Below are 383 nucleotides of genomic sequence, written 5' to 3'. Positions count from 1 at the left end.
CCGAGCCTGTCCGGGTAGACGTTGCAAAGCAGCGATATGAACGGGTCAAGCCCCTCTATTCGAGCTACGTGACCAATGGCGCTGTTGTCAAGATTGCGACGACGACGACGGTAGAACGCACCTTAGCGTCGGAAAGTGCAAAGGATGAGTTGGCCGCAGCGGCAGCTCATCGCGACTGGTGCGTACAACGATATCGCTCGTACGATGGGACCAAAAATACATATCGAAGCTTCAGCGGCGAAATACGGACATGCGTATCGCCCTTCGCCAGCGCGCAGCCATCTACAGTCGCTCGGACTGCAAACAACGATGGATCTGCATTAGGCGTAGCCTGGTGCGCTGCACGCTACCGCTCTTATCGTGCCCAGGATAACACCTATCAG

1 protein-coding gene is annotated in these 383 nt (G+C 56.1%); it reads left to right on the top strand.

Annotated elements, in window-relative coordinates; genetic code table 11:
* Positions 1-68: 68 nt before the first annotated feature.
* The coding region (locus SB724_RS19495; protein WP_410572427.1) for a BA14K family protein at positions 69-383 on the top strand (315 nt) is incomplete at its 3' end.

It is taken from the genome of Bacillus sp. SIMBA_031 (assembly GCF_046535225.1).
In the GTDB taxonomy this organism is placed as follows: domain Bacteria; phylum Bacillota; class Bacilli; order Bacillales; family Bacillaceae; genus Bacillus; species Bacillus velezensis.
Note: the sequence above shows the minus strand (reverse complement) of the source record. Positions and strands in the feature narration are given on the sequence as shown.